Origin of the sequence: Pseudomonas entomophila (assembly GCF_023277925.1) — a bacterium.
Lineage (GTDB): Bacteria > Pseudomonadota > Gammaproteobacteria > Pseudomonadales > Pseudomonadaceae > Aquipseudomonas > Aquipseudomonas entomophila_D.
The window spans coordinates 2258030-2280246 of the sequence record NZ_CP063832.1 but is presented as its reverse complement, the minus strand read 5'-3'; the positions used below and the strand labels follow the sequence as shown (position 1 = coordinate 2280246).

20 protein-coding genes are annotated in these 22217 nt (G+C 63.0%); 2 read left to right on the top strand and 18 right to left on the bottom strand.

Features of this window, described 5'->3' with window-relative positions:
* Nucleotides 1–29: 29 nt before the first annotated feature.
* The 16 genes from nuoL to IM733_RS09795 form a co-directional block, all read right to left on the bottom strand.
* Complete coding sequence (nuoL, locus tag IM733_RS09870; protein WP_248920684.1) at nucleotides 30–1883, bottom strand: NADH-quinone oxidoreductase subunit L; 1854 nt, start codon at nucleotides 1881–1883, stop codon at nucleotides 30–32.
* Nucleotides 1880–2188, bottom strand: coding sequence for an NADH-quinone oxidoreductase subunit NuoK (nuoK, locus tag IM733_RS09865; protein ID WP_023631349.1), 309 nt, complete (start codon nucleotides 2186–2188; stop codon nucleotides 1880–1882). The genes nuoL and nuoK overlap by 4 nt, the downstream gene beginning before the upstream one ends.
* A 3-nt stretch (nucleotides 2189–2191) precedes the next feature.
* Entirely contained in the window at nucleotides 2192–2692 is a 501-nt protein-coding gene (nuoJ, locus tag IM733_RS09860; protein WP_248920683.1) for an NADH-quinone oxidoreductase subunit J, read from the bottom strand.
* A gap of 10 nt (nucleotides 2693–2702) precedes the next feature.
* Nucleotides 2703–3251, bottom strand: a complete 549-nt coding sequence (gene nuoI / locus IM733_RS09855; protein ID WP_003251442.1) for an NADH-quinone oxidoreductase subunit NuoI — start codon at nucleotides 3249–3251, stop codon at nucleotides 2703–2705.
* Between the two features lie 11 nt (nucleotides 3252–3262).
* Nucleotides 3263–4270 (bottom strand): NADH-quinone oxidoreductase subunit NuoH, encoded by a 1008-nt coding sequence (gene nuoH, locus IM733_RS09850; RefSeq protein WP_011534619.1) that lies wholly within the window; start codon nucleotides 4268–4270, stop codon nucleotides 3263–3265.
* Nucleotides 4267–6981 carry an NADH-quinone oxidoreductase subunit NuoG gene (nuoG, locus tag IM733_RS09845; protein WP_248920682.1) on the bottom strand — a complete coding sequence of 905 codons (2715 nt, stop codon included), beginning with the start codon at nucleotides 6979–6981 and terminating at the stop codon, nucleotides 4267–4269. Before nuoG ends, nuoH begins: the two co-directional genes overlap by 4 nt.
* 133 nt (nucleotides 6982–7114) lie before the next feature.
* Nucleotides 7115–8482, bottom strand: a complete 1368-nt coding sequence (nuoF, locus tag IM733_RS09840; protein WP_248920681.1) for an NADH-quinone oxidoreductase subunit NuoF — start codon at nucleotides 8480–8482, stop codon at nucleotides 7115–7117.
* The gene (gene nuoE / locus IM733_RS09835; protein ID WP_012313767.1) at nucleotides 8479–8976 is read right to left on the bottom strand and encodes an NADH-quinone oxidoreductase subunit NuoE; all 498 of its coding nucleotides are present in this window, start codon (nucleotides 8974–8976) and stop codon (nucleotides 8479–8481) included. The genes nuoF and nuoE overlap by 4 nt, the downstream gene beginning before the upstream one ends.
* Before the next feature lie 2 nt (nucleotides 8977–8978).
* Nucleotides 8979–10760 (bottom strand): NADH-quinone oxidoreductase subunit C/D, encoded by a 1782-nt coding sequence (nuoC, locus tag IM733_RS09830; RefSeq protein WP_248920680.1) that lies wholly within the window; start codon nucleotides 10758–10760, stop codon nucleotides 8979–8981.
* A gap of 79 nt (nucleotides 10761–10839) precedes the next feature.
* A complete protein-coding gene (locus IM733_RS09825; RefSeq protein ID WP_008096180.1) occupies nucleotides 10840–11517 on the bottom strand; it encodes a NuoB/complex I 20 kDa subunit family protein in 678 nt (225 codons plus the stop codon).
* Nucleotides 11518–11526: 9 nt separating this feature from the next.
* Entirely contained in the window at nucleotides 11527–11940 is a 414-nt protein-coding gene (locus tag IM733_RS09820; RefSeq protein WP_011534614.1) for an NADH-quinone oxidoreductase subunit A, read from the bottom strand.
* 380 nt (nucleotides 11941–12320) lie between these two features.
* On the bottom strand, nucleotides 12321–12983 hold the full coding sequence (locus IM733_RS09815; RefSeq protein ID WP_248920679.1) for a lysoplasmalogenase: 663 nt from the start codon (nucleotides 12981–12983) through the stop codon (nucleotides 12321–12323).
* 137 nt (nucleotides 12984–13120) lie between these two features.
* Nucleotides 13121–13849 (bottom strand): hypothetical protein, encoded by a 729-nt coding sequence (locus tag IM733_RS09810; RefSeq protein ID WP_248920678.1) that lies wholly within the window; start codon nucleotides 13847–13849, stop codon nucleotides 13121–13123.
* A gap of 109 nt (nucleotides 13850–13958) precedes the next feature.
* The gene (locus IM733_RS09805) at nucleotides 13959–14393 is read right to left on the bottom strand and encodes a delta-60 repeat domain-containing protein (protein ID WP_248920677.1); all 435 of its coding nucleotides are present in this window, start codon (nucleotides 14391–14393) and stop codon (nucleotides 13959–13961) included.
* A 278-nt stretch (nucleotides 14394–14671) separates the two neighbouring features.
* Nucleotides 14672–15997, bottom strand: a complete 1326-nt coding sequence (gene aceA, locus IM733_RS09800; protein ID WP_008096174.1) for an isocitrate lyase — start codon at nucleotides 15995–15997, stop codon at nucleotides 14672–14674.
* Nucleotides 15998–16494: 497 nt separating this feature from the next.
* Nucleotides 16495–17259 carry a secretin N-terminal domain-containing protein gene (locus IM733_RS09795; protein ID WP_248920676.1) on the bottom strand — a complete coding sequence of 255 codons (765 nt, stop codon included), beginning with the start codon at nucleotides 17257–17259 and terminating at the stop codon, nucleotides 16495–16497.
* Between the two features lie 345 nt (nucleotides 17260–17604).
* On the opposite strand from IM733_RS09795, the gene IM733_RS09790 reads away from it, so the two are divergent.
* Nucleotides 17605–19047, top strand: coding sequence for a SulP family inorganic anion transporter (locus IM733_RS09790; protein WP_248920675.1), 1443 nt, complete (start codon nucleotides 17605–17607; stop codon nucleotides 19045–19047).
* A gap of 68 nt (nucleotides 19048–19115) precedes the next feature.
* On the opposite strand, the gene fusA is transcribed toward IM733_RS09790, so the two are convergent.
* Together fusA and IM733_RS09780 are read right to left on the bottom strand one after the other, a co-directional pair.
* Nucleotides 19116–21227 carry an elongation factor G gene (gene fusA / locus IM733_RS09785; protein WP_248920674.1) on the bottom strand — a complete coding sequence of 704 codons (2112 nt, stop codon included), beginning with the start codon at nucleotides 21225–21227 and terminating at the stop codon, nucleotides 19116–19118.
* A gap of 68 nt (nucleotides 21228–21295) precedes the next feature.
* Entirely contained in the window at nucleotides 21296–21724 is a 429-nt protein-coding gene (locus IM733_RS09780; RefSeq protein WP_248920673.1) for a hypothetical protein, read from the bottom strand.
* 187 nt (nucleotides 21725–21911) lie between these two features.
* On the opposite strand from IM733_RS09780, the gene IM733_RS09775 reads away from it, so the two are divergent.
* Nucleotides 21912–22214: a hypothetical protein gene (locus IM733_RS09775; protein ID WP_248920672.1), complete on the top strand. Its 303-nt coding sequence runs from the start codon at nucleotides 21912–21914 to the stop codon at nucleotides 22212–22214.
* Nucleotides 22215–22217: the final 3 nt, after the last annotated feature.

Genomic DNA, 22217 nt, shown 5'->3' with positions numbered 1-22217 from the left:
TTCCTTTGGCAAAGTCGCAAGATTCATAGTCATACCGCGGCCACTACCACGGCACCGAGCACCAGCACGGCGCCCACGGCGATCGAGGCGGTGTACCAGCGCAGCTGGCCGGTCTCGGTCTTGCTCATGGCGACATGGCCGCCACGGGCCATCCGAGGGATGAGGCCGATGCTGCGGTCAACCGGGTCCTTGCGCAGGAGGTGGCTGATCAGCAGGTAAGGTTTGACGAAGAGCTTGTCGTAGATCCAGTCGAAGCCCCAGGCGGCGAACCACCAGGCCGACAGGACGCGGCCGATGCCGCTGTTGGCGATGGCCGTGACCAGGCGACGCTTGCCCAGGAACAGCAACGCCGACAGCAGGATACCGGCGATGGCGATGGCGCCCGAGGCGATCTCCAGCGAGTGCTTGGCTTCGCCACCGGCGTGGCCGGCGCTTTCAGGCAGCACGCCTGCCAGCGGCGGGTGGATCCAGGCACCAACGAAGGTCGACAGCACGATCAGCACGCCCAGCGGCAGCCAGTGGCTGATGCCGTGGCCGGCGTGGGCTTCGGTCTTGGCTTCGCCGTGGAAGGCGATGAAGATCAGGCGGAAGGTGTACAGCGAGGTCATGAACGCGCCGACGAGACCTGCGTACAGCAGGCCGCTGTTGCCGCTGGCGAAGGCTTCCCAAAGAATTTCGTCTTTAGAGTAGAAGCCCACGGTCAGGATCGGCAGGGCGGCCAGGGCGGCGCCACCGACCACGAAGCTGGCGTAGGCCAGCGGCAGTTTCTTCCACAGGCCGCCCATCTTGAAGATGTTCTGCTCGTGGTGGCAGGCAACGATCACCGCACCGGAGGCAAGGAACAGCAGGGCCTTGAAGAAGGCGTGGGTCATCAGGTGGAAGATCGCCGCGTCCCAGGCGCCAACACCCAGCGCGAGGAACATGTAGCCGATCTGGCTCATGGTCGAGTAGGCGAGGATACGCTTGATGTCGGTCTGTACCAGGGCGGCGAAGCCGGCCAGGACCAGGGTGACACCACCGACCACGCCAACCAGGTGCAGGATGTCCGGCGCCAGCAGGAACAGGCCGTTGGTACGGGCGATCAGGTACACGCCCGCGGTCACCATGGTAGCCGCGTGGATCAGTGCCGAAACCGGGGTCGGGCCCGCCATCGCGTCGGCCAGCCAGGTCTGCAGCGGCAACTGGGCCGACTTACCGACCGCGCCACCCAACAGCATCAGGGTCGCCAGGACCATCCAGGTATCACCGGCCTGGAACTTCTGCGGTGCCAGCACCAGCAGTTCCTGCACGTTCAGCGTGCCCAGCTGGGCGAACAGGATGAACAGGCCGATGGCCATGAACACGTCGCCGATGCGGGTGACGATGAATGCCTTCAGTGCCGCGTTACCGTTGTTGCGGTTGCTGTAGTAGAAACCGATCAACAGGTACGAGCATAGGCCCACGCCTTCCCAGCCGAAGTAGATGAACAGCAGGTTGTCGCCCAGCACCAGGAACAGCATGCTGGCGATGAACAGGTTGGTGTACGAGAAGAAGCGCGAGTAGCCGGCTTCGCCGCGCATGTACCAGGAGGCGAACAGGTGGATCAGGAAGCCGACGCCGGTGACCACGCCCAGCATGGTGACCGACAGGCCATCCACGTACAGGGTGAAGTTCGGCGCGAAGCCGTCCACCGACATCCACTGCCACAGCAGCTGGCTGTACGCGCCGCCTTCGGGCGGGGCGACATTGAATTGCCAGATCACGTAGGCGGCCACGGCGGCCGACAGGCCCACCGAGCCGACGCCGACCAGTGCCGACAGGTTCTCGGACCAACGGCCGCGCGAGAACGACAGCAGCAGGAAGCCGATCAGGGGGAATACGAACGTCAGGAAGATAAGGTTCATCCGCGCATCTCACTGGCAGCATCGATGTCGAGAGTGTGGAAGCGGCGATACAGCTGCAGCAGGATCGCCAGGCCAATGCTGGCCTCGGCGGCTGCCAGGCTGATCACCAGAATGAACATCACCTGGCCGTCGGGTTGGACCCAACGGGCGCCGGCGACGATGAACGCCAGGGCAGCGGCGTTCATCATGACTTCCAGGCTCATGAGCACGAAGAGAATGTTGCGGCGGACCATCAGCCCGACCAGACCTAAGCAGAACAGGATGCCGGCGACCGCCAGACCATGTTCGAGAGGGATAGCACCCATGATTTACTCCTTCGCCTCGTTGCGGCCCAGGTGGAAGGCGGTGACGGCCGCCGCGAGCAGCACCATCGACGCCAGTTCGACCACCAGCAGGTAAGGCCCGAACAGGCTGATGCCGACTTCCTTGGCGCTGACGGTGGTACCGCTGATGGCCGCGCCACTCGGGGTGACGAACAGCACGTACAGCAGCTCCAGCAGCAGCAGGGCGGCAAGAATCACCGGCCCCGCCCAGATGCCTGGCTTCAGCCAGCCACGCTCCTGGGCGACCGAGGCCGGCCCGAGGTTGAGCATCATTACCACGAAGACGAACAGCACCATGATGGCGCCGGCGTAGGCGATCACTTCCAGGGCGCCGGCGAACGGCGCACCGAGGGAGAAGAAGATCATCGCCACGGAAATCAGCGAAATGATCAGGTAGAGCAGGGCGTGCACGGGGTTGGTGCCGGTCACCACGCGCAGCGTGGAGACGACGGCGACACCGGATGCGAAGTAGAAAGCGAATTCCATCTTTCTGTCCTTATGGGAGCAAGCTCTTCACGTTGATCGGCTCGGCTTCGTTCTGCGCGGAGCCTTTCGGCTTGCCAGCGATCGCCATACCCGCAACACGGTAGAAGTTGTAGTCAGGGTTCTTGCCGGGGCCGGAGATCAGCAGATCTTCTTTCTCGTACACCAGGTCCTGACGCTTGAACTCGGCCATTTCGAAATCCGGAGTGAGCTGGATCGCGGTGGTCGGGCACGCCTCTTCGCACAGGCCGCAGAAGATGCAGCGCGAGAAGTTGATGCGGAAGAACTCGGGGTACCAACGGCCGTCTTCTGTCTCCGCTTTCTGCAGCGAGATGCAACCCACCGGGCAGGCCACCGCGCAGAGGTTGCACGCCACGCAGCGCTCCTCGCCGTCGGGGTCGCGGGTGAGGACGATGCGGCCGCGATAGCGCGGCGGCAGGTACACGGGTTCTTCGGGGTACTGCAGGGTGTCGCGCTTGCGGAACCCGTGGGAGAACACCATGGCCAGGCTGCGCAGCTGGGTGCCGGTGCCCTTAACGATGTCGCCGATATACTTGAACATGGGTCAAATCCTCACTGGGCCGCGACGGCTGGCGTGTTGTAGAGCACAACCGCAGCGGTCACCAGCAAATTGATCAGGGTCAGCGGCAGGCAGAACTTCCAGCTGAAGTCCATCACCTGGTCATAGCGTGGGCGCGGGATCGAGGCGCGCAGCAGGATGAACAGCATGATGAAGAACGCGGTTTTCAGGGCGAACCACAGGAACGGCACTTGCGGCAAGATGCCGAACGGGCCGTGCCAGCCACCGAAGAACAGCGTGACCAGCAGCGCCGAGATCAGGATGATGCCGATGTATTCACCGACGAAGAACATGCCCCATTTCATGCCGGCATACTCGATGTGGTAGCCGTCGGCCAGTTCCTGTTCCGCTTCCGGCTGGTCGAACGGGTGACGGTGGGTCACGGCGACGCCAGCGATGAAGAAGGTGCAGAAACCAAAGAACTGCGGAATGATGAACCACAGGTTGTTGGCCTGGTACTCAACGATGTCGCGCATGTTGAACGAACCCACCTGCACCACCACGCCCATCAGCGCCAGGCCCAGGAACACTTCGTACGACACGGTCTGCGCCGAAGCCCGCAGGCTACCCAGCAGGGCGTACTTGTTGTTCGACGACCAGCCGGCGAACAGCACCGCGTAGACCGACAGGCCGGCCATGGCGAAGAAGAACAGCAGGCCGATGTTCAGGTCGGCGACGCCCCACAGCGGGGTGATCGGGATGACCACGAAGGCGATCAGCAGGGCACTCATGGCCACGACTGGCGCCAGGGTGAAGATCATGCGATCGACAAAGGGCGGGTTCCAGTCTTCCTTGAAGAACATCTTCAGCATGTCGGCGGCGATCTGGAACATGCCGAACGGGCCGACACGGTTCGGACCGTAGCGGTCCTGCCACCAGCCCAGCAGGCGACGTTCGACGAAGCTGAGCAGCGCGCCGCAGACCACCACGGCCAGCAGGACCACGATGGCCCGCACGACGGTGAGGATCACATCGATCACTTCGGGGGTGAACCAGCTCATTGTGCTGCCTCCTGCAGACCTTCGACGGATGCACCGAAGATGGCCGGCGGAATGCCGGCCAGGCCTTTGGGCAGCGCAACCAGGCCAGCGCCCAGTTCTTCATTGATACGCAGCGGCAGGCGCAGCGAAACGCCGGCGACGGTCAGGCTCAGCAGCGCGCCGTCGTTGACGCCCAGGCGATCGGCCTCGGACTTGGCCAGGCCGACATAGGCGGCGGGAATACGCTCTTGTACCGGGGCGGCGCGCGAGGAGCTCTCTTCGCTGCCGAACAGGTGGAAGAACGGTACCGCGGTCCAGGTGCCGCGGGCCGGGTTGAAGGCACCCGGGATGGCGGTGAACCAGTTGAGCTTGTCGCCCTGCGACTCGATCAGACGCACGCCCGGGTCACCGGCACGCAGGTGGCCACCGACTTCATCCTGGAACTTGTTCCAGGCTTGTGGCGAGTTCCAGCCCGGCGACCAGGCGAACGGCACTTGCTGGCGAGGTTCTGCGGAGCCCGAGTAACCTTCCATGGAGAAGGCGAACGCGGTGTCCTTGTCCTGTGGCGTGCGCGGCTCGTGCACGCTGATGTTGGCGCGCATGGCGGTTCGACCGGAGTAGCGCAGCGGCTCGCGGGCCAGCTTCATGCCCTTGATGCGGAACGCGGCGGAAGGTGCTGCGTTGACGATGCCGGCCAGTTGCGGGGCGGCTTCGGCGCAGGCGCTGGTGACGTGGTCCAGTTGGGTCCAGTCCACCGGCTTGTTGAGCAGGGTGGCACGCAGGGCGTGCATCCAGCGCCAGCCTTCGTGGATCTGGATGCTGCTGTCCAGGTACTGCGGGTCGAACACCTGGAAGAAGCGCTGGGCACGGCCTTCCTGGCTGACCAGGGTGCCGTCGCCTTCGGCGAAGGAGGCGGCTGGCAGCACCAGGTGGGCGCGGTCGACTGTTGGGGTTTTCGAGTGGTCGGCGACGATCACCACCTTGGCCGCGGCCATGGCTGCGTCGACCTTGGCGGCCGGTACGCGGGCGTACAGGTCGTTTTCCAGCACGACGATGGCGTCGGCCTTGCCGCTGATCACGGCGTCCAGCGCCGCGTCGACGGACTCACCGCCCATCATCGCCATGCCCAGGCTGTTGGCCTCAGGCACGACCAGGCTCAGCGAACCGTTCTTCTCGCGCAGCTTGAGGGCCTTGGCGATGTTGGCGGCGGCTTCGATCAGCGCAGGATCCGCCAGCGAGGTACCGGCGACCACCAGCGGGCGCTGGGCAGCGACCAGGGCGTCGGCGATGCGCTGGGCCAGGGCTTTGGCTTCAGCGTCCAGGCCTTCGACCGCAGGGGCGCTCGGGTCGATGGCGTGGGCCACGGCGAAACCGATGCGGGCGAGGTCGGCGGGAGCGGCGTGTACACACTCTTCGGCCACGTCATCCAGCTTGGTTTCAGCCAGCGAAGCGATGAACAGCGGATACAGCGCATGCTGGCCGATGTTCTTCACCGCAGCGTCGAGCCACGGTTGTACGCGCATGGCGTCGGCCATGGCTTCGGCCTTGCCCTTGGTGGCCTGGCGCACGGCCAGGGCGAGGCGGGCGGCGGTTTGCGTGAGGTCTTCACCGAGCACGAACACGGCGTCGTGGTCTTCGATGTCGCGCAGGGTCGGTGCCGGCAGCGGGCTGTTGTTCAGCACGTTCAGCGCCAGGCGCACGCGGGCCAGCTCGCCGGCCTCCATGCCCGAGTAGAAGTACTCGGCGCCGACCAGCTCACGCAGGCCGTAGTTGCTCTCGAGGCTGGCGCGTGGCGAGCCGATACCGACGATGGTGCGGCCGCGCAGCAGGTCGGCGGCCTTGTCCAGGGCGGCGTCCAGCGACAGTTTGGTGCCATCGGCCAGCAGCGGCTGGCGTGGCCGGTCCTTGCGGTTGACGTAGCCATAGCCGAAGCGGCCGCGGTCGCACAGGAAGTACTGGTTCACCGAACCGTTGAAGCGGTTCTCGATGCGGCGCAGCTCGCCATAGCGCTCACCGGGGCTGATGTTGCAGCCGCTGGAGCAACCATGGCAGATGCTCGGGGCGAACTGCATGTCCCATTTGCGGTTGTAGCGCTCGGAGTGAGTCTTGTCGGTGAACACACCGGTCGGGCAGACCTCGGTGAGGTTGCCGGAGAACTCGCTTTCCAGCACGCCGTCTTCGACGCGACCGAAGTACACGTTGTCGTGGGCGCCGTATACGCCCAGGTCGGTGCCGCCGGCGTAATCCTTGTAGTAGCGCACGCAGCGATAGCAGGCGATACAGCGGTTCATCTCGTGGGCGATGAACGGGCCGAGGTCCTGGTTCTGGTGGGTACGTTTGGTGAAACGGTAGCGGCGCTCGTTGTGGCCGGTCATTACCGTCATGTCCTGCAGGTGGCAGTGACCGCCTTCCTCGCACACTGGGCAGTCGTGCGGGTGGTTGGTCATCAGCCATTCGACGACGCTGGCGCGAAACGCCTTCGACTCTTCATCGTCGATGGAGATCCAGGTGCCGTCGGAGGCAGGGGTCATGCAGGACATGACGATACGACCACGGGTGTCGTTCTCGTCGGTGTACTGCTTGACCGCGCACTGCCGGCAGGCGCCGACGCTACCGAGCGCCGGGTGCCAGCAGAAATAGGGGATGTCGAGGCCGAGCGACAGACAGGCCTGTAACAGGTTGTCCGCACCGTTGACTTCGAGCGCTTTGCCGTCTACGTGGATAGTGGCCATTGTTCAAAGTTCTTCGTTGGCCCGCGTGGGCGGGCGTGGCTAATGGAAATCGGTGAGCCTGCGGCCGGCCACGAGTCGTTCGGGCCGGCCTGCGGGCTGGCGGATGGCACGGACCATCCGCTGTTTCATCTTGTTATGCGCCGACCACGATCGGCTTCGCCAGGTTCGGGCGCAGGGCTTCGCTGCCAGCAGTGGCTGGGGCGACGCCGGCCTCGAACTCCGAGCGGAAATACTTGATGGCACTGCCCAATGGCTCGACGGCACCTGGTGCGTGAGCACAGAAGGTACGGCCTGGGCCGAGGAAGTTGACCAGACCCAGCAGGGTCTCGATGTCTTCGGCGCGGCCCTGGCCTTTCTCCAGGGCGCGCAGCATCTTCACGCTCCATGGCAGGCCGTCGCGGCACGGGGTGCACCAGCCGCAGGATTCGCGGGCGAAGAACTCTTCCATGTTGCGCAGCAGCGAGACCATGTTGATGCTGTCGTCGACCGCCATGGCCAGGCCGGTACCCATGCGGGTGCCAACCTTGGCGATGCCACCGGCGTACATCTGTGCATCGAGGTGCTCGGGCAGCAGGAAGCCGGTACCGGCGCCGCCAGGCTGCCAGCACTTGAGCTTGAAGCCGTCGCGCATGCCGCCGGCGTAGTCCTCGAACAGCTCGCGGGCGGTAACGCCGAACGGCAGTTCCCACAGGCCGGGATTCTTGACCTTGCCGGAGAAGCCCATCAGCTTGGTGCCGTGGTCCTCGCTGCCCTCGCGGGCCAGCGACTTGTACCAGTCGTTGCCGTTGGCGACGATGGCTGGCACGTTGCACAGGGTCTCGACGTTGTTCACGCAGGTTGGCTTGCCCCACACGCCGACGGCGGCAGGGAAGGGCGGCTTGGAGCGCGGGTTGGCACGGCGGCCTTCCAGCGAGTTGATCAACGCGGTCTCTTCACCGCAGATGTAGCGCCCGGCACCGGTGTGCACGAACAGCTCGAAATCGAAACCGGAACCGAGGATATTCTTGCCCAGCAGGCCGGCGGCCTTGGCTTCATCGATGGCACGGTTGAGGTTTTTCGCCGCAGTGGTGTATTCGCCACGCAGGAAGATGTAGCCGCGGTAAGCTTTCAGGGCGCGGGCGCTGATCAGCATGCCCTCGACCAGCAGATGGGGCTGTTGCTCCATCAGCATGCGGTCCTTCCAGGTGTTGGGCTCCATTTCGTCCGCGTTGCACAGCAGGTAGCGGATGTTCATGGATTCGTCTTTGGGCATCAGGCCCCACTTCACGCCAGTGGGGAAGCCCGCGCCGCCGCGGCCCTTGAGGCCGGAGTCCTTGACGCTTTGCACGATATCGTCGGCGGACATTTGCGCCAGCGCCTTGCGCGCGGCGGCGTAGCCGTTCTTCGATTCGTACTCGGTCAGCCACACCGGCTCGCCGTCGTCACGCAGGCGCCAGGTCAGCGGGTGGGTTTCGGCCGAACGCGCGATGCGGTTGGCCGGGCCGAAGGAAGTGATGGTCATACGTAACCCTCCAGCAGCTTGGAGACGCCGGCAGGTTGCACGTCGCCAAAGGTGTCGTCGTCGATCATCAGCGCCGGGGCCTTGTCGCAGTTACCCAGGCAGCACACTGGCAGCAGGGTGAAGCGCCCGTCGGCGGTGGTCTGGCCGAGGCCGATGCCCAGCTCGCTCTGGATCTGGCTGACCACCGACTCATGGCCGCCGATGTAGCAGACCATGCTGTCGCACACGCGGATGATGTGGCGGCCGACTGGCTGACGGAAGATCTGGCTATAGAAGGTGGCTACGCCCTCGACGTCGCTGGCCGGGATGCCCAGCACTTCGCCGATGGCGTAGATGGCGCCATCTGGCACCCAGCCGCGCTCTTTCTGGACGATCTTCAGGGCTTCGATGGACGCCGCGCGCGGGTCCTCGTAGTGGTGCATCTCGTGCTCGATGGCCGAGCGCTCGGTCTCGCTCAGGGCGAAACGGTCTGTCTGGATAAGCGTGCTGTTCATGCTTAGCGGTCCACGTCAGCCATAACGAAGTCGATACTGCCCAGGTACGCGATCAGGTCCGCGACCATGCTGCCCTTGATCACCGAAGGGATCTGCTGCAGGTGCGGGTAGCTCGGGGTACGGATCCGGGTGCGGTAGCTCATGGTGCCGCCATCGCTCGTCAGGTAGTAACTGTTGATGCCCTTGGTCGCCTCGATCATCTGGAACGACTCGTTGGCCGGCATGACCGGGCCCCACGAGACTTGCAGGAAGTGGGTGATCAGGGTTTCGATGTGCTGCAGGGTGCGCTCTTTAGGTGGCGGCGTGGTCAGCGGGTGGTCCGCCTTGTACGGGCCTTCCGGCATGTTGCGCAGGCACTGGTCGATGATGCGGATACTCTGGCGCATCTCCTCGACGCGGACCATGCAGCGATCGTAGGCATCGCCGTTGTGGGCCAGCGGTACTTCGAACTCGAAGTTCTCGTAGCCGGAGTAGGGGCGTGCCTTGCGCAGGTCGAAGTCGCAACCAGTGGCACGCAGGCCGGCGCCGGTGGTGCCCCAGGCCAGGGCTTCCTTGGTGTTGTACGCGGCAACGCCAATGGTACGGCCCTTGAGGATGCTGTTCTGCAGGGCGGCCTTGGTGTATTCGTCGAGGCGTTTGGGCAGCCATTCGACGAAGTCCTTGACCAGCTTGTCCCAGCCGCGCGGCAGGTCGTGGGCGACGCCGCCGATGCGGTACCAGGCCGGGTGCAGGCGGAAACCGGTGATCGCCTCGATCACGGTGTAGGCGCGCTGGCGGTCGGTGAAGGTGAAGAACACCGGGGTCATGGCGCCGACGTCCTGGATGTAGGTACCCAGGAACAGCAGGTGGCTGGTGATGCGGAAGAACTCGGCGAGCATGATGCGGATCACGTCGACCTTCTGCGGCACCTGGATGCCGGCCAGCTTCTCCACCGCAAGCACGTACGGCAGGTTGTTCATCACCCCGCCGAGGTAGTCGATACGGTCGGTGTAGGGGATGAAGCTATGCCACGACTGACGTTCGGCCATCTTCTCGGCGCCACGGTGGTGGTAGCCGATGTCCGGGACGCAGTCGACGATCTCTTCGCCGTCCAGCTGCAGGACGATACGGAAGGCACCGTGGGCCGAAGGGTGGTTGGGGCCGAGGTTGAGGAACATGTAGTCCTCGTTGGCGCCCGAACGCTTCATGCCCCAGGCTTCCGGGTTGAAGCGTGCCGATTCCTCTTCAAGCTGCTGCTTGGCCAGGGTCAGGCTGTAGGGGTCGAACTCAGTGGCGCGGGCCGGGTAGTCCTTGCGCAGCGGGTGACCTTCCCAGGTCGGCGGCATCATGATGCGGCTCAGGTGCGGGTGGCCGGCGAAGTCGATGCCGAACATGTCCCAGACTTCACGCTCGTACCAGTTGGCGTTGGGCCAGATACCGGTGACGGTCGGCAGGTTCAGGTCGCCTTCGCTCAGCGACACCTTGATCATCACGTCGCTGTTACGTTCGATCGACAGCAGGTGGTAGAACACGCTGAAATCGGCAGCCGGCAGGCCGCGGCGTTGGGTGCGCAGGCGCTCGTCCACGCCGTGCAGGTCGTACAGCATGCTGTACGGCTTGGCGACGTTGCGCAGGAAGGTCAGGACTTCTTTGAGCTGGGCACGCTTAACCCACAGTACCGGCATGCCGGTGCGGGTTTCCTGGGCGACGAAAGCGTCGGCGCCGAATCGGTTGTGCAGTTCGACGACCACATCCTGGTCGTCAGCCTTGTAAGGCGGAATATAAATAGCGTTGTCCGCTGTCATGGTCTCGGTCGCTTTGGGTCAACGTTAAGAATGAAGCCAGGCCGCCGGCTCCTTCGGGAGCGGGCGGCAGGTCGCTGGATCAGACTTCGTCGGGGCTGCGCAGGTTGGTTACCGCGATACGCTGTTCGCGACGCAGGTCTTTCTGGGCGGGCATCTCGGCACGGTAGATGCCTTGATCACCAACCACCCAGGAAAGCGGGCGTCGCTCCTGGCCGATCGACTCCTGCAGCAGCATCAGGCCTTGCAGGAACGCCTCGGGGCGCGGCGGGCAGCCTGGCACGTACACGTCCACGGGGAGGAACTTGTCGACCCCCTGAACGACCGAGTAGATGTCGTACATGCCGCCGGAGTTGGCGCACGAACCCATGGAGATGACCCATTTCGGTTCGAGCATCTGCTCGTACAGGCGCTGGATGATCGGCGCCATCTTCACGAAGCAGGTACCGGCAATGACCATGAAGTCGGCCTGACGCGGCGATGCCCGGATGACTTCGGCACCGAAGCGGGCGATGTCGTGGGGTGCCGTGAAGGCCGTGGTCATTTCCACGTAGCAGCAGGACAGGCCGAAGTTGTACGGCCAGAGGGAGTTCTTGCGACCCCAGTTGACCGCGCCACGCAGCACATCCTCGAGTTTCCCCATGTAGATGTTCTTGTGGACCTGGTCCTCTAGCAGCTGATCGGTGACGGTTTCCCGCTCACCGACCGGATACTGCTCGTTGGGTGCGTCCGGATCGATTCTGGTGAGATTGTATTGCATGCCAAAGCCTCATTGTTTCAGCTTCGCTTGCCGCTTGCGGCGACCTTCGGGAGCCCAATCGAGCGCCCCGACGCGCCATAGGTAGACAAGACCTGCCAACAGAATTGCTATGAAAACGAGTGCTTCGACGAATCCGGTCCAGCCGCTTTCGCGGACGGACACAGACCATGCATACAGGAAGAGGGCTTCGATATCGAAGATCACGAACAGCATCGCGACCAGATAGAATTTGGCGGACAGGCGCAGGCGGGCGCTGCCGACGGGCAGCATGCCGGATTCGAAAGGTTCGTTCTTGGCGCGGCCCCAAGCCTTGCTACCGAGCAGGCTGGACAGGCCGAGCATGAAGGCACACAGGCCGACGACACCCAGGAGGAAGATGGCAAAGCCCCAGTTGTGGGCGATGAGTCCTGCCGAATCGGACATGCTAGAAATCCTTATACAGAGACCCAGCTCTGCAGTCTGAAATAAGTAGAGCGGCGACGTGGTGTCGCAGACGCAGTGACCAAATGTCGCAGCTGAATCAATCGCGCTGATTTTATGGGTAAACCCAGTGCAAGTAAAATTTCCGTTGCAAATTTATTCGTAGGTTTAAGAACAAAAACCGTTCGTAAATGGCTGAAACCCTTGCGTTTCGGGCATTGCGTACGATTTTGTTAATTATGTTTCTTGTATCGTGTAACGACCGTCTTAATGTGTAATGATAATTAATATCATTTGGTTTGAGCTGTAATGTTTTAGCGTTTCTGAGCCTTGTAAAGTTCCTCGGGCAATCTGCTCACTTGCAAATGCGAAAAACTCTCGTTCTAGCAGCTTCCGGCGCTGCGCGTACCGTTCTGGATCAATACTTTGTCACTTGCGCCGCGGCTGACCGACGCGGCAATGAGCCACTGGCCGAGCCAGTAGGACAGGATGATCAGGTATTCGGCAGCGGCGAACGGGCTGACGAAGCGGTCGATGCCGATCAGGCTGTCGGAGAACACGAAGGCGCAGGCACCCAGCGCGGCGACACCGCCACAGGCCAAGGCGCGCCAGAGCATGGCGCTTATGGCCAGGGCGTAGAGCGCGACCGGGATCAGCAGTGGGCCGAGGCCGTGGCTGGCAAGCACCCCGAACAGGGTGATGCCGGTGATGGCGCTCAACAGCAGTGCGGGCAGTGCGGAGTGCTTGGTCTTGCCGCAGTAGGCGCGCAGGTAGGCCAGGTGGGCGCAGAGGAAGGCTGCCAGGCCGAACACGAACAGGTCGGCGGGGATCGCCAGCAAAATGTCGCCGAGTACCGAGAAAGCCAGGCCGATGGTGATCCAGCGGCGATAAACCGTGGTCGGGGCGCTGCGCAGCCAGGCTATCAGGGCCAGCACCGGAATGGGTTTGGCCAGCAGGCCGAGCAGGGGATTGCCGCTGGCGAGTGCATATAGATAGAGGGCGGCGGCGGTCAGGGCGAGCATCATCAGGTGGCTTGGACGGGGCATGGGCGGTCCTTGCTGCTAGGCTGCCTGAAGCATAGCCCTGATCCTGGGTTTTGCTGTGGTCGGTGCCCGGCCTGTTTGCGGGCAGGCTAAACCCAACGACCCAGTCAGGCACCCGGCCAAGCAGAATCACGTCTGTTTCAGGCGAGCAGGCGTGTCAGGTAGAGCCCGGCTCTAGAGTCGGTTGGAAGCTTGAGGTTGCAGGCCACCAGCGGTTGGCCATTGGGTTGGCAAGTGATGCTCGAGGCAAGTCCACTTTCCCCTATAAAGGCCCAGCCGTTGGCGCCATAGGTGGTGTCCAGTTTGCCATCGCTGTTGAGGCGCAGGGTCGCAAGAGGAGAAGAACCGGTAGCTGTATCTACATAAAGCACGGCAAGGTAGATCTTTTCCGCTTCGCCCGGGCTCGCGTAGAAGGCCAGATCTGTTGGGGTGGCAATGGTCAGCGGCTTCTTTTTGATGATCACGGGGTTCCCGTTGTTGAAAACGTCGTTCAAGGTGCCGTCGCTGTTGAAGGCCATCAATGCAGTGCCCTCGTCCAACGTATTGATGTCGGTGGCGCACGTCAGAACAAAGTAGTTGTTGGAGGCGGATTGCTTGAGTGACGCCGGAAGCAGCGTGTGGTCAGGGGTGGTCAGTTCCAGATAACCATCGTCGGCAAAGGTAGTGTCGACCTTGCCGTGCTTATCAAGGCGGGTCACGTAGACACGCTTCTCGTAGTCGCCTGTAGGCACGGGGGCGAACGCTGCATAAATGCTGCCCTCACTTTTGCACATCGCTTTCAGTAGTACTGGGCTGTTGTCGTACGTGGGTCGCCAATAGCCTGTTCCATCGAACTCAGTTGCCAGGTCGCCCTCCAGTGTCACTGCCACGATATGGTCGCGGGAGTGGAAGTAGAGGATTCCGTTCCATATGCCGACGGAGCTCGTTGTGTTCGTGGGTCGGCTGATCCTCTTGGAGTTCGATTGGGGGGTGATCCTCTCAGCTTTCGATGTGGAGCTGATTGTTATAGACGCGATAGGCTTTGTTGTCTTCCCCGAAGCTGGTGTCGGGCTTTCCATTGGCCAGCAAGCGAACGATCATGGGGTAATACGAATCCGAGGCGTAGTTGTAGTCGCCAACTACGAAAATTCGCCCGGATTCGTCCGTTACGATCCCGGTCAGGAACACGCGTGAAGCCCCTTCATACTCCACTGTTGTGACCCCTTGCGTACCGAATTCGGTATCAAGCACACCCTCAGGTTTGAGGCGCAGCAGCTTGAGGGCGGACAAGCCCCTTGGCGCCGAGGAAACAAGGGTTTTCTGGTTTGAATCGATTAGGGTGATCGGGCCGAGGTGGTCGTAAGCACTGTGTGAAAAGCGCCCCTGCGAAGCGAATTCAGGGTCTAGCTGTCCTGCTTTGGTGGTGTCCGACATGATGCGACTCCTTGTGGGGAGTTGCTATGTTCACCGATGCGGTGAATTGGAGTAACTGGCAAAAATACTAGGCTTCGGATGCAGGGTGTGTGCGGCCTTGGCCACTTCTCGCGTTTCTTCGGTCGAGCCGTTGAGTGCAGTCACCGACGTTCCCGGTCTGATGGATTACGCTGAGTTGGGTGTGATGCAGGTCCTGCGCAATCCTGGAAAATTCGCTGCAGGTAAAAAGAAAGGCCCGGAGCTTTCGCAAGCCCCGGGCCTCGATCAGCAACCCACTATCAGTGGAACTGCTCTTCCTCGGTCGAACCGGTCAGTGCGGTTACCGACGATGCGCCACCCTGGATCACGGTGGTCATGTCGTCGAAGTAGCCAGTGCCGACTTCCTGCTGGTGCGCCACGAAGGTGTAGCCTTTGCTGGCATCGGCGAATTCCTGCTCCTGCAGCTTCACGTAGGCGGTCATGTCGTTGCGGGCATAGTCGTGCGCCAGGTTGAACATGCCGTGCCACATGTTGTGAATGCCGGCCAGGGTGATGAACTGGTGCTTGTAGCCCATGGCCGAGAGTTCGCGCTGGAACTTGGCAATGGTGGCGTCGTCCAGGTTCTTCTTCCAGTTGAACGATGGCGAGCAGTTGTACGACAGGATCTGGTCTGGGTACTCCTTCTTGATCGCCTCGGCGAAGCGGCGGGCTTCGTCCAGGTCCGGCTTGGCGGTTTCACACCAGATCAGGTCGGCGTACGGGGCATACGCCAGGCCGCGGGCGATGGCCTGGTCGAGGCCGGCACGCACCTTGTAGAAGCCTTCACGGGTGCGCTCGCCGATCACGAACGGCTGGTCGTACGGGTCGCAGTCGCTGGTCAGCAGGTCGGCGGCGTTGGCGTCGGTACGGGCCAGGATGATGGTCGGTACGCCCGACACGTCTGCGGCCAGACGCGCTGCAACCAGCTTCTGCACGGCTTCTTGTGTTGGCACCAGTACCTTGCCACCCATGTGGCCGCATTTTTTCACCGAGGCCAGCTGGTCTTCGAAGTGCACGCCGGCAGCGCCCGCTTCGATCATGTTCTTCATCAGCTCGTAGGCGTTCAGCACGCCGCCGAAACCGGCTTCGGCGTCAGCCACGATCGGTGCGAAGTAGTCGATGTAGCCATCGTCGCCCGGGTTCTTGCCGGCTTTCCACTGGATCTGGTCGGCGCGGCGGAAGGCGTTGTTGATGCGCTTGACCACGGTCGGTACCGAGTCGACCGGGTACAGCGACTGGTCGGGGTACATCGACTCGGCCGAGTTGTTGTCGGCGGCAACCTGCCAGCCAGACAGGTAGATGGCCTGGATGCCGGCTTTTACCTGCTGCACTGCCTGGCCGCCGGTCAGGGCGCCCATGCAGTTGACGAAATCTTTTTCTGGGCGGAAGGACGGGTGAGCACCTTCGGTGACCAGCTTCCACAGTTTTTCTGCGCCTTGGCGAGCAAAGGTGTGCTCTGGCTGCAACGAGCCACGCAGGCGAACGACATCAGCGGCGGTGTAGGTACGGGTCACGCCTTTCCAGCGCGGGTTTTCGGCCCAGTCTTTCTCGAGGGCTGCAATTTGCTGTTCGCGTGTCAGTGCCATGGAAATAAACCTCGTCGCATCGATCTTGAGTGTAATTGTGCTGATGCTCGGATACGCGGATCAGAGGGCCTGGCGGCTGTCCTGTCCGGGGGAGTGCGGCGGCGAACGGAGGAGGTGCGAAGGGGAAGGGTATGCAGGCCAGGCGAAGGTGTGCCCTGCAGGTCGGCTCGTGGCTGCCTTGCTGCGGTGCGACGCGATTGCTGGTCACTGCGGTGATGCGCTTCCGTCCCTCGGGACAACTTCTTCGTTGCAGTCGCAATCCCGTCGAACCGCCTTATGGGCCGTATGGACACGAAGCGCCTCCGCGGGTGTTGAGGAGGGCGCTCCGAAGACCCTTGCCAGGGCCTCTGATTAGCGGGAGCGAGGCCATCATGCCTTTGCCAAAAAGAGCCTGTCAAATGTTTTGTAGTGCTTTTTTATGCTTACTACATCTTTGGTCTAATGCGACTCTGCGGTCAGTTTCAAGGCCTTTGGTCGAGGCCTTGAATTGCCTGGATTCAGTCGAGAAGGTCGACTTTGACGCGCAGCGTCATGTTTTCACCGCGCTGGGTGCTGTAGGTGCGGCTTGATGCACTGATATCGGCCTGGCTCTGTTGGTTGTATCCGGCCAGGGTGATCCATTCACCAAGCTTGCCGGTGACGGTCGTGTCGGTGCTTTGTACCTTCACTACATCGGGTCGCTCCTGGCTCATGCGGTCGTTGTTGGTGCTGATCTGCAGGCGCACCGTGTCGCCGCTCAGGCGTGGCGTGACATAGAAACCCTGGGTGACGTTGCGGTACTCGGTGTTGCTCTGCAGGCGCCCATAACCGTCGGTGGCGGTGCTGGTGATCGGGACGCTCTGGCCGACCTGGATCAGCGCCGGTTGCCCTTCGCTGGCCTGCACCTGCTGCAGGCCGCCTTCGCGGTTGGCGGTGCCGTACTGGATTACCCGTGCGTTGCCGTGGTTGTCCTGGAAGTTGCGGTCGTTGTTGTCGACGCTGATCAGCAGGCGCTTGGGTGCGGTATCGAGCTGCTGCAGCAGGCTGCGCAGGTCGTCGATGCGCTCAGGAGGTGCGTTGACGATCAACTTGTCCTCGAAGGTGCTGACGGTGCCGTCCTTGCCCAGGAAAGACTGGGCGGCGGGCAGCAGCTCGGCGCTGCCGCGGTGCTGCAGGGGGATGACCTCGGTGGCGGCCTGGGCGGTGAGGCTGGCGGCCAGCAGCAGGGAGGCGATGAGGGGGCGTAGCGGCATGTCCATGATCTCCGCGGGTGGAGTGAACATGATGGCAAATTTGTCGGCTTCTTGCCGGGCCTGGATCACAGGCAAATGAAAGGGTCAGGTGGTGACTGGCTGCTGCGAGGCAAATTCCGTAACATCGGCCCTCGAATTTCAGTCTCGCCCGCCAAGGTAGCGCATGCCCGCTCTCATGGAAAAAGCTGTAACCCATTGATTTGGCACGCCCCTGTAGGAGCGGCGTTAGCCGCGATCACCCGCGGAGCGGGTGCCGGGCACCGCGTGGCTCGCATCGCGGCTAAAACCGCTCCTACAGAGAACACCTGCACCTCGGAGGGCGGGCAATCTCCCACAGAGAAAGTGTGTTGCCTTCGCTTTCTGCACAGGACCCCCATGAAACCTGCTCGTCTACGCGCCGACCTGCTCGCCGGCCTCACCACTTCGTTCGCCCTGGTGCCCGAGTGCATCGCCTTCGCCCTGGTGGCCCACCTCAACCCGCTGATGGGCCTGTACGGTGCCTTCATCATCTGTACCCTGACCGCGCTGTTCGGCGGCCGCCCGGGCATGATCTCCGGCGCTGCTGGCTCCATGGCGGTGGTGATCGTCGCCCTGGTGGTGCAGCATGGGGCCCAGTACCTGCTGGCCACGGTGCTGCTCGGCGGGGGGGTGATGATCCTGTTCGGCGTGCTGCGCCTGGGCAAGCTGGTGCGGCTGGTGCCCTACCCGGTGATGCTCGGCTTCGTCAACGGCCTGGCCATCGTCATTGCCTTGGCCCAGTTGGAGCACTTCAAGGAGGGCGAGCACTGGCTCAGCGGCACACCGCTTTACCTGATGATCGGCCTGGTGGCGTTGACCATGCTGGTGGTCTACGTGCTACCAAAGCTGACCCGCGTCGTACCGCCCGCGCTGGTGGCGATCCTCGGTGTCGGCCTGTTGGTCTACCTGTTCGGCCTGCCGACCCGCACCCTCGGTGATATGGCGCACATCGCCGGGGGCCTGCCGCAACTGGCGCTGCCGGAGGTGCCCTGGAGCCTCGAGACCCTGAAGATCATCGCGCCCTATGCATTGCTGATGGCCATGGTTGGCTTGCTGGAAACCCTGCTGACCCTCAACCTCACCGACGAAATTACCGAGAGCCGCGGCTACCCGGACCGCGAATGCGTGGCGCTGGGCGCTGCCAACATGGTCTCGGGCCTGTGCGGTGGCATGGGGGGCTGCGCGATGATCGGCCAGACCGTGATCAACCTCAGCTCCAATGGCCGTGGCCGGCTGTCGGGCGTGGTAGCCGGGGTGATGATCCTGCTGTTCGTACTGTTCCTGTCGCCGCTGATCGAGCGCATCCCGCTGGCGGCGCTGGTGGGAGTGATGTTCGTGGTCGCCCAGCAGACCTTCGCCTGGGCCTCCTTGCGGGTGCTGAACAAGGTGCCGGTGAGCGATGTGCTGGCGATCATCGCGGTGACGGTGGTCACGGTGCTCACCGACCTGGCCATGGCGGTCATGTTCGGTATCGTCATCGCCGCGATCAATTTCGCCTGGCAGCATGCGCGGGAGCTGTATGCCGACAGCCATGACGATGGCGAAGGCGGCAAGCGTTACCAGGTGCATGGCACACTGTTCTTTGCCTCGACCACGCCGTTCCTGAATCAGTTCGACCCGGCCAACGATCCGGCCAAGGTCACCCTGGATTGCCAGCACCTGAGCTTTGTCGATTACTCGGCGATTGCGGCGTTGCAAACCTTGCGTGAGCGCTATGCCAAGGCGGGCAAGCATCTGCGCGTAGTGCACCTGTCGGAGCGCTGCAAGAAGCTGCTCAAGCGGGCTGGCGAGCAGCACTGACCATGGTTGTTGGCTGTGCCGGCCTCATCGCGGCTAAAGCCGCGATGAGGCCGGCACAGGCGAAAGCGCTATTCCCCGCGGTTCTTCTTGACGATGGCATCGGCAATGCTCGCCGGTGCCTCGGCATAGCGGGTGAACTCCATCGTGTAGCTGGCCCGGCCCTGGGTCATCGAGCGCATCGAGGTGGCGTAGCCGAACATCTCGCCCAGCGGCACCTCGGCGCGGATCACCTTGCCGGCCGGCGTCTCGTCGCCATCCTGGATCATCCCCCGGCGTCGGCTCAGGTCGCCCATGATGTCGCCCTGGTACTCCTCGGGCGTCACCACCTCGACTTTCATCACCGGTTCCAGCAGCACCGCGCCGCCTTTCTGCGACAGTTGCTTGGTGGCCATTGAGGCGGCGATCTTGTAGGCCATCTCGTTGGAGTCGACGTCGTGGTACGAACCGTCGTACACCGCCGCCTTGAGGTTGATCAGCGGATAACCGGCGAGCACGCCATTCTTCATCTGCTCCTCGATGCCTTTCTGGATGGCCGGGATGTATTCGCGAGGGACTACGCCACCGACAATCTCGTTGATGAACTCCAGCCCTTCCTTGCCTTCATCGCCCGGGGCGAAACGGATCCAGCAATGGCCGTACTGGCCACGACCGCCCGACTGGCGGACGAAGCGCCCCTCGATCTCGCAGGTGTTGCGGATCTTCTCGCGGTAGGCCACTTGCGGCTTGCCGATATTGGCCTCGACGTTGAACTCGCGGCGCATGCGGTCGACGATGATGTCCAGGTGCAGCTCGCCCATGCCTGAAATGATGGTCTGGCCGGTCTCTTCGTCGGTCTTGACCCGGAACGACGGGTCCTCCTGGGCCAGCTTGCCCAGGGCGATGCCCATCTTCTCCTGGTCGCCCTTGGTCTTGGGCTCCACTGCCACCGAGATCACCGGGTCGGGGAAGTCCATGCGTTCGAGGATGATCGGCTTGTCGATGTCGCACAGGGTGTCGCCGGTGGTGACGTCCTTCATGCCGATCAGCGCGGCGATGTCGCCGGCGCACACGTCCTTGATCTCGGCGCGTTGGTTGGCATGCATCTGCACCATGCGGCCGATGCGTTCCTTCTTGCCCTTCACCGAATTGAGCACGGCGTTGCCGGAGCTGAGCACGCCGGAATACACCCGGGCGAAGGTCAGGGTGCCGACGAAGGGGTCGGTGGCGATCTTGAAGGCCAGGGCCGAGAAAGGCTCCTTGTCGTCGGCATGGCGCTCCAGGTGCTTGTCTTCGTGGTCCGGGTCGGTGCCCTTGATCGCCGGGATCTCGGAGGGGGCGGGGAGGTAGTCGATCACCGCGTCGAGCATCAGCGGTACGCCTTTGTTCTTGAATGACGAGCCGAGGATGGTCGGCACGATCTCGTTGGCGATGGTGCGCTGGCGCAGGGCTGCCTTGATTTCGTCGATGGTCAGCTCCTGGCCTTCGAGGAATTTCGTGGTCAGCTCGTCGTTGGCTTCGGCCGCTGCCTCGATCATGTGCGCGCGCCATTCATCGGCCAGTGCCTTGAGCTCGGCCGGAATCTCTTCTTCGCGATAGCTGGTGCCCTGGTCGGCGTCGTTCCAGTAGATGGCTTTCATCTTCACCAGGTCGATCTGGCCGATGAAGTTCTCCTCGGCGCCGATGGCCAGCTGGATCGGCACCGGGTGGTGCCCCAGGCGCTGGTCGATCTGCTTGACCACGCGCAGGAAGTCGGCGCCCTGGCGGTCCATCTTGTTGACGTAGGCCAGGCGCGGCACATGGTACTTGTTGGCCTGGCGCCACACCGTTTCGGATTGCGGCTCGACGCCATCGGCGCCGCTGAACACCACCACCGCGCCATCGAGCACGCGCAGCGAGCGCTCCACCTCGATGGTGAAGTCGACGTGGCCGGGGGTGTCGATGATGTTGAAGCGGTACTTGTCGGCGAACTGTTTGGTCGAGCCCTGCCAGAACGCGGTGGTGGCCGCCGAGGTGATGGTGATGCCGCGCTCCTGCTCTTGGGCCATCCAGTCCATGGTCGCGGCGCCGTCGTGCACCTCGCCCATCTTGTGGTTGACCCCGGTGTAGAACAGGATCCGCTCGGTGGTGGTGGTCTTGCCGGCATCCACGTGGGCAACGATACCGATGTTGCGGTAGAGCTCGATGGGGGTCGTGCGGGCCATGGTCGGATCACCTGTGGGTGAGGGTTCTCCCAAGGTAGCAGAGCGGGAGAATCCTGCCGGGGCGACCGTCAGTCGGCGAGCACCTGCAATTGCCATTGGCCATCGACTTCGCGCGCCAGGCCGCTGGCGGGCAGCAGGGCGAGCAGGCGTTCGTGCAGGGCGGCTTCGGTGAAGGCCTTCAGGGTGGACATGTCCAGCGCGCCGACGGTGATCAGCTCGGCCTTGGTGTAGGAGAGCCAGGCCTTCTTCAGGGCCATCAACACGTCGCTGCCGGCGGTGCTGGCGAAGCGGCGGTGCAGGGTGCGGCCTTCCAGTTCGAAGCTGTGGCGGTGTGTGTAGGCACTTTCCTCGCCGTTACCCTCGACACAGCGGTGGCAGCGGCAGGGGCCGTCGCCGAAGGCGTTGCGCAGGTAACTGTTGAAGTCCACGACGGGCTTGAGGGTCAGGCGTTTGTCGACCTCGAACAGGTCGGCGATCAGGGGTTGTTCGGCGCTCACTCGGTATCCTCGCGTGGTGTGGCGTGCATCGGCGGGCACCCTAACAGATCGGGGCGGGGGAGGCCATGTGCATCGACGGCGCCTGCCGTTCGCCGGCAAACCGGCGAACAGGTCGGTGCAGACAATCAGGTGTGGCTACCGTACCCTAGGCGCCGTTCTACCATCCACTCCACCTGAGGTAACCCGCTTGAGCACCAAGTACCCGTACATCGCCACCGTGACCGTCAGCGCCGAAGACCGTGGGGGCGATACCGAGGCTTCGGAGAACACCAACATGCGTGTCGGCCTCGAGGCGGTGACCGAAGTCCTGAAGAAGGTGCATTTTGTCGGTACGCTCGCAGCGCCGGAAAAAGGCGCCACGCACATCTGTGTCACGCTGGAGAACGGCCTGACCTACTACGGCTTGATCGTCAACGGCCACGCTGAACTCGAAGGCGGTTGGATTGCCTTCGAGTGCGACATGCCCACCCCCAAAGAGCTGGGCCTGTAACTG